At 64.6% G+C, this 5,879-nt stretch carries 6 protein-coding genes; all 6 read left to right on the forward strand.

The genetic code is table 11. The features are described 5' to 3' along the window. Nucleotides 1–991: MFS transporter (locus AC5JJ6_RS37875; protein WP_496046987.1), on the forward strand; the 991-nt coding region annotated here is incomplete at its 5' end. Nucleotides 992–1,866: 875 nt separating this feature from the next. Beyond that, a complete protein-coding gene (locus AC5JJ6_RS37880; protein WP_496046988.1) occupies nucleotides 1,867–3,666 on the forward strand; it encodes a PQQ-dependent dehydrogenase, methanol/ethanol family in 1,800 nt (599 codons plus the stop codon). 82 nt (nucleotides 3,667–3,748) lie between these two features. Continuing rightward, nucleotides 3,749–4,237 carry a c-type cytochrome gene (locus AC5JJ6_RS37885; protein WP_496046989.1) on the forward strand — a complete coding sequence of 163 codons (489 nt, stop codon included), beginning with the start codon at nucleotides 3,749–3,751 and terminating at the stop codon, nucleotides 4,235–4,237. After that, entirely contained in the window at nucleotides 4,219–4,899 is a 681-nt protein-coding gene (locus tag AC5JJ6_RS37890; RefSeq protein WP_496046990.1) for a hypothetical protein, read from the forward strand. Before AC5JJ6_RS37885 ends, AC5JJ6_RS37890 begins: the two co-directional genes overlap by 19 nt. Beyond that, nucleotides 4,896–5,303, forward strand: coding sequence for a hypothetical protein (locus AC5JJ6_RS37895; protein ID WP_496046991.1), 408 nt, complete (start codon nucleotides 4,896–4,898; stop codon nucleotides 5,301–5,303). Before AC5JJ6_RS37890 ends, AC5JJ6_RS37895 begins: the two co-directional genes overlap by 4 nt. A gap of 79 nt (nucleotides 5,304–5,382) precedes the next feature. Further along, entirely contained in the window at nucleotides 5,383–5,835 is a 453-nt protein-coding gene (locus AC5JJ6_RS37900; RefSeq protein WP_044429524.1) for a (2Fe-2S)-binding protein, read from the forward strand. The last annotated feature ends 44 nt before the right edge of the window (nucleotides 5,836–5,879 follow it).

A 5,879-nucleotide genomic window follows, 5' to 3' on the forward strand; every position in this document is an offset into this window, starting at 1 on the left:
CCTGCTGGGCGTATGCCGCGTAAGCCAGGGCTTGGCGCTTGGCGGTGCCTGGGACGGGCTGGCGTCGCTGCTGTCGCTGAACGCTCCGCGCAACCGTCGCGGCTGGTATGCGATGATGCCGCAGCTCGGCGCACCCTTCGGCTTCCTTCTGGCGAACGGCCTGTTCGCGTACTTCGTGATCAACCTGTCGGAAGAGGATTTCCTGAGCTGGGGCTGGCGTTTCCCCTTCTACGTCGCGTTCACGATCAACGTCGTGGCGCTGTTCGCCAGGCTTCGGCTCGTCGTTACGGACGAGTTCGTCAAGCAGCTCGAAACGCGTGAACTGGAGCCGACGAGCGTTGCCGACATGTTCGCGGCGCAGGGCAAGTTCGTGCTGATCGGCGCCTTCGTGCCGCTCGCCAGCTTCGCGCTTTTCCATCTGGTCACGATCTTCCCGCTGAGCTGGGTGACCCTGTTCTCCGACCGGTCGAGCGGCAGCTTCCTGCTGGTGCAGTGCGCCGGAGCTGTGGTGGGCGCCGCGGCGATCGTCCTGTCCGGTCTGATTGCCGACCGGATCGGCCGCCGGCCCTTGCTGGCGATCTCCGCGGGGCTGATCGCCCTTTTCAGCGCCGTGACGCCGTTCCTGCTGGGCGGCAACTCCTTCGGGCAGACCGCGTTCATCGTGCTCGGCTTCGGTCTGCTGGGCCTGTCGTTCGGTCAGGCGGCCGGTGCCGTCTCGTCCAACTTCTCCAGCCAGTACCGCTACACGGGTGCCGCCCTCAGTTCGGACCTGTCGTGGCTGACCGGCGCCGGTTTCGCGCCGCTCGTGGCGCTCGGACTTTCCAGCAATTTCGGGCTGGGCTGGGTCAGCGCCTACCTGCTGTCGGGCGCCGTGTGCACTTTGGCGGCGCTCCTGTTCAACAAGCTGGAGATCCATGAAGGGTCCGCCAAGCCCCCGGCGTCCGCGACAGCCGTCGCGCGATCGCAAGGCGCTGCGCCGGCGCATCGCTGATCTCGGCACGGCTCGACATGGCTCGACATGGATGGCCGGGCGGAACGCTCGGCCATCGCCGTGATCGGGTTATCGGATTGCCGCCGGCAATGCCTTGAGGCTTCTCCCGTCACGAAGCTCGACTACCGCGACGCCAGCACGACATAGGCCGAGGCAATCTCGGCCTGTTGACCGCCATCCGGCTGCATGCACTGAATCTAGCCGGACGGATAGGTTTTCAGTACATCCTTTCGCCGTTCCTCGATCCACCGAAGTAGAGCGAACAACAAATCTACCTCAACTTTGCAAGATTGCAGGTCGAGGATGCGCTGCAACATAAAAGATTCTGTAGATGGGAACCACAATCTCCTCTTGAAACCATTCCGGAAACCATGTTTTAAGAAAACAATCGGAATGTGGCACGTCGAGAATGCGCAACGATTGATACAGCGTCTTTTCGCTTCATCCCGTAACGATTGTCGTTGTCCCAGGTCAGATTCCTAGCTCTGGAGGGGACGTTGGCACCATGTGATATCGTTCGACCGGGTGGATCGGGATCCCCCTTATCATTGCTTCATAGTCTGAACGGCTCCGTCGGGCCGCCTTTCCCATCTCCGTAACGCAATTCGGGCCGACTGCCCGATGCCAAGCGATTCCTTTCGTTCGCCAAAGTAATCCTTTCCATCAAAATGCCGGAATACTTCCAGCATGGCAGGGTATCGCCATGCCCGATGTCGGACAATGAAGGAAAGGTGCGGCGAATTCTTGAAAAAACTTCAATGGATACCGGGCGCTGCTGCACGAAAGCAGCGCCACGGGAAGACCGTCTTTAAAAAACGGGCCGCAGAGCCCATTGGGGAGGAAACATAAACAGGCTTAAAGGGGCTGCCTGGCGCATGGCGCCGGCAGCGATGACTCTCGCCGTGACCTGGGCACTGGGAACCAGCCTCGTTCCCGTTCAGGCCTTGGCCGGCGACGTCACGCAGGAACGTCTGCTGAAGGCGCCGGACGCGGAGCCGCAGAACTGGCTCCACCATCATGAATCCTACAGCGGCCAGCGCTTCTCGAAGCTGGACGAGATCAATCTCGGCAACGTCAAGAACATGAAGGTCGCCTGGACCTTCGCGCTTGGCGGCATCGAGAAAGGCGGCATCTGGCCCCATGGCGGCCTGGAAGGCACGCCCATCGTCGAAGACGGCATGATGTATGTCACCGACGGCTGGGGCAGCGTCTACAAACTGGACGTACATGGGGGAGCCGGCAAGTTGATCTGGCGCATGGACCCCAAGACCGACAAGGAGTGGTCCGGCGCCGTCGCCTGCTGCGGCGTCAACAACCGGGGCGTGGCGCTCTGGAAGGACAAGGTGATCTCCCATACCCTGGACGGGCGCCTGATCGCCACGAACAAGGAAACCGGCGAGGTCGCCTGGGAACGCAAGGTCGCCGATCCCGGCATCGCTGAGACGATCACGGGTGCGCCGCTGATCGTCAAGGACATGGCCATCACCGGGGTCGGCGGAGCCGAATACGGCATCCGCGGCTGGATCGCGGCGACCAACCTCAGCGACGGCAAGGAAGTCTGGCGCCGCCACACCATTCCCGCCCCCGGCGAGCCCGGCCACGACACCTGGAAGGACGATTACGAGGCCTGGAAGACGGGCGGCGGCTCGACCTGGGTAACCGGCACGTACGACCCGCAGCTCGACGTCATCTACTGGGGCGTCGGCAATCCCGGACCGGACTGGGACAACCAGTACCGTCCCGGCGACAACCTCTACACCAACAGTGCGGTGGCGCTGGCCCCCGCCACCGGCCAGATCAAGTGGCACTACCAGTACACCCCCAACGACCCCTACGACTACGATGCCGTCGCCGAGCACGTGCTGGTCGACGAGACGGTCCGGGGCAAGGCGCGCAAGCTGGCGCTCCACGCCAACCGCAACGGCTTCGGCTACGCCCTTGACCGCGAGAACGGCGATTTCGTTTGGGGGACCCAGTTCGTCGACAAGCTGACCTGGACGCCGGGCCTGGACGAGGAAACCGGCAAGCCGGTCAACTACGATCCCAACGCCCAGGTCCAGCTCTATGCCGAGGGCACGGCACCCAGCCGCGACAACCCGGTCGGCACCTCCTGCCCCGGCAATATGGGCGGCAAGAACTGGCCGCCGACGGCTTACAACCCGCAGCTCAAGCTCTGGTACATACCGGTCATCGAGAGCTGCAACCAGATGGTCAACGAGGAAATGACCCCCGGCGACAGCTACAAGCCGAGAGAATGGTTCACCGGCGGCGGTCCCCGCCAGCACGTCCAGATCACCGGCGGCGGTCCCCGCCAGCACGTCCAGATCACCGGCAGCGTGACCGCCATCGACGTCACGTCCGGGAAGATCGCCGGCAAGTTCAAGACGCATTACCCCCTGCTCGGCGGGATGCTCGCCACGGCCGGCGGCGTCGTCTTCACCGGACATCCCTCCGGCGAAATCTACGGGCTGGACGCCAAGACCCTCGAACCGCTGTGGACGTTCAACACGGGGTCCGGCGTCAATGCCCCCCCGATGACCTATTCGGTGGACGGCAAGCAGTACGTGGCCATCCTCGTCGGGTTGGGCGGCGCCTGGCCGAAATGGTTCGTCGACGGGACCAAGGGTCTGGAGAAGGTCCAGCCGAGCAGCATGCTCTACGTCTTCTCCCTGTAGAAACCTCCGGGCGGCGTTCCTGCGCCGCCCGTCTGTTATGGAATGCCCCGGCATTCCGGTTCGTCGCGGAAAATCACTCAAGATGCATATGACAACCTTCAAGGGCGCGGTTCTGGGTCCCCTGACCGCCGCCGTCCTGGCGCTGCCTCTGACCGGCGGCCCGGCCTGGGGAGCGGAGGACGGCAAGGCGATCTACGAGAGGGCCAATTGCGTCGGGTGCCACAAATGGCATGGCGGCGGCGGCGGCGGATACGGCGGTGCCGCCCTGTCGCTGCGCAACACCCACCTGGACCGCGACCAGCTCATCGAAGTGGTCCGGTGCGGCAGGCCCGGGACCCGCATGCCGTTCCACGACAAGAACGCCTGGTCGAGCGTCCAGTGCTACGGCATGGACGCGAAGGCCGGCAGCGCCGAGGCGGCGCCCCAGGCGGCGGAGTTCCTGACCGCTGACGAAGTTGCAACCGTCGCCGATTACGTCATGGGCAACCTCAAGGGCAAGGGAAAGCCCGACCGGGCCGACTGCGTCGCCTTCTGGGGAGAAGGAGCCAAGCAATGCCTGACCTACAAGTGATGCGCTCCCGCATGATGCGCTGTTCGTTCCTGCTGGCGGCCTGCGTCGCAGCCGCCCTGCCGGCGGCGACGCAGGCCGCCGACATGCGGCAGACCGATGTCCGGCAGATCCGGGTCGGCCTGCCGCTCGACGGGAAATCCGCCGCCGGCCTGAAAGGGTTCGCCTGCGCCGGTCCGGACGCACCGGCGATCTCCGGCTGGCCGGAGTACCGGCAATGCCCTGCCAATGCCGCAGGCCTGCGGGAAATGCGGTTCGAGTTCGAGGAAGACAAGCAGCTTGCCCAGTTCGCCGACCGCTGGGAGGGCACCAAGATAGCCGGTCATCCCGTCGTCCTGACGATGGCGGTGACCGACGACGGCACCATCGACGCCCTGCGCATCGTGACGGACGCCGAAGCCAGCCCCTACCTCAAGAAGAAGGCCTACCTGCTGTCCCTGCGGGTCCGGGAGCACTACGGGATGGAAGGCTGGACCTGCGCCGACCTGCCGCGCAGTCCGGGTGAGGCCGAGATCGGCGGCATGTTCGTCAAGCGGCAATGCAGCAAGACGATCGAGGGACGCAACCTGAAGATGCTGACGAAGCTCTTCAGGGGCGCCGGGCAGGACGGCAAGACTTACGAGGATTCGGTGAGCGTCGAGGTGACGCGGGCATCGGCGTCATGACCGGGGCGGGACGATTTCGGACACGCACGGCGTCCTTGGGAGCGGTAGCGGCGCTCCTCCTGTCCGGTCAGGCGGTGCTGGCCCATAACAATCCTCAGTTCGAGGAAACCCTGATCCAGACGGTGGCGGTCGAAGCACCCGCCGCCGCCGAAACCGCCAACAGCGAGCCCTTCGAACTCAGCTATCCACCGCGCACCGCCGAACTGGTCTGGAAAGTCTCGGGCGACAAGGCGGACGCCGTCCAGTTCGCCGTCGAGGCCGACAGCAGGACGGTGGCGGCGGATGTTCGCCACGGGCAGGTGACTCCCCGTGTCAAGGCAGGACAGTTTCGCCTCGTCGACATCAAGGGCGCGAGCTTTCCCCTGACGGTCGAGGTTTTCGCGAACGTGATAGCGAAGAAATAACCGCCGGCTTCACTGGAGTTCGGAGGCCGGCTCCGATTGCTTCTGTTTAGCGCAACCAGAATAATAAAGGAGACGCTCCATGGCGGTTACTCTCACCGTGAACGGGAAACAGCATCAGGTCGATGTTCCGCCGGACACGCCGCTGCTCTGGGTCATCCGCGACGTGATCGGGCTGACCGGCACCAAGTTCGGCTGCGGCATCGCGGCCTGCGGCGCCTGCACCGTCCATGTCGGCGGACAGGCCGTGCGGTCCTGCATCACGTCGGTCGGCGACGTCGGCGACCCGGTCACCACGATCGAAGGCCTCGATCCCGACGGCAACCATCCGGTCCAGCGGGCCTGGCGCGACGCCAACGTGCCCCAATGCGGCTTCTGTCAATCAGGACAGATCATGCAGGCGGCGGCCTTCGTGGCGTCGACCCGCAACCCGGACGACCGGCAGATCACGGAAGCGATGTCCGGCAACATCTGCCGGTGCGGCTGCTACCAGAGAATCCACGCCGCCGTCAAAGCAGCCAGCACCGGAGCCTGACGCCATGTCCGCACACGCTCTTATCCAGAACGTCAGCCGCCGCA

The organism is Skermanella sp. (assembly GCF_059503625.1).

Coding starts and splice junctions, on each gene's coding strand:
- AC5JJ6_RS37880 (WP_496046988.1), top strand. CDS start 1,867: ATGGCGCCGGCAGCGATGACTCTCGCCGTGACCTGGGCACTGGGAACC.
- AC5JJ6_RS37885 (WP_496046989.1), top strand. CDS start 3,749: ATGCATATGACAACCTTCAAGGGCGCGGTTCTGGGTCCCCTGACCGCC.
- AC5JJ6_RS37890 (WP_496046990.1), top strand. CDS start 4,219: ATGCCTGACCTACAAGTGATGCGCTCCCGCATGATGCGCTGTTCGTTC.
- AC5JJ6_RS37895 (WP_496046991.1), top strand. CDS start 4,896: ATGACCGGGGCGGGACGATTTCGGACACGCACGGCGTCCTTGGGAGCG.
- AC5JJ6_RS37900 (WP_044429524.1), top strand. CDS start 5,383: ATGGCGGTTACTCTCACCGTGAACGGGAAACAGCATCAGGTCGATGTT.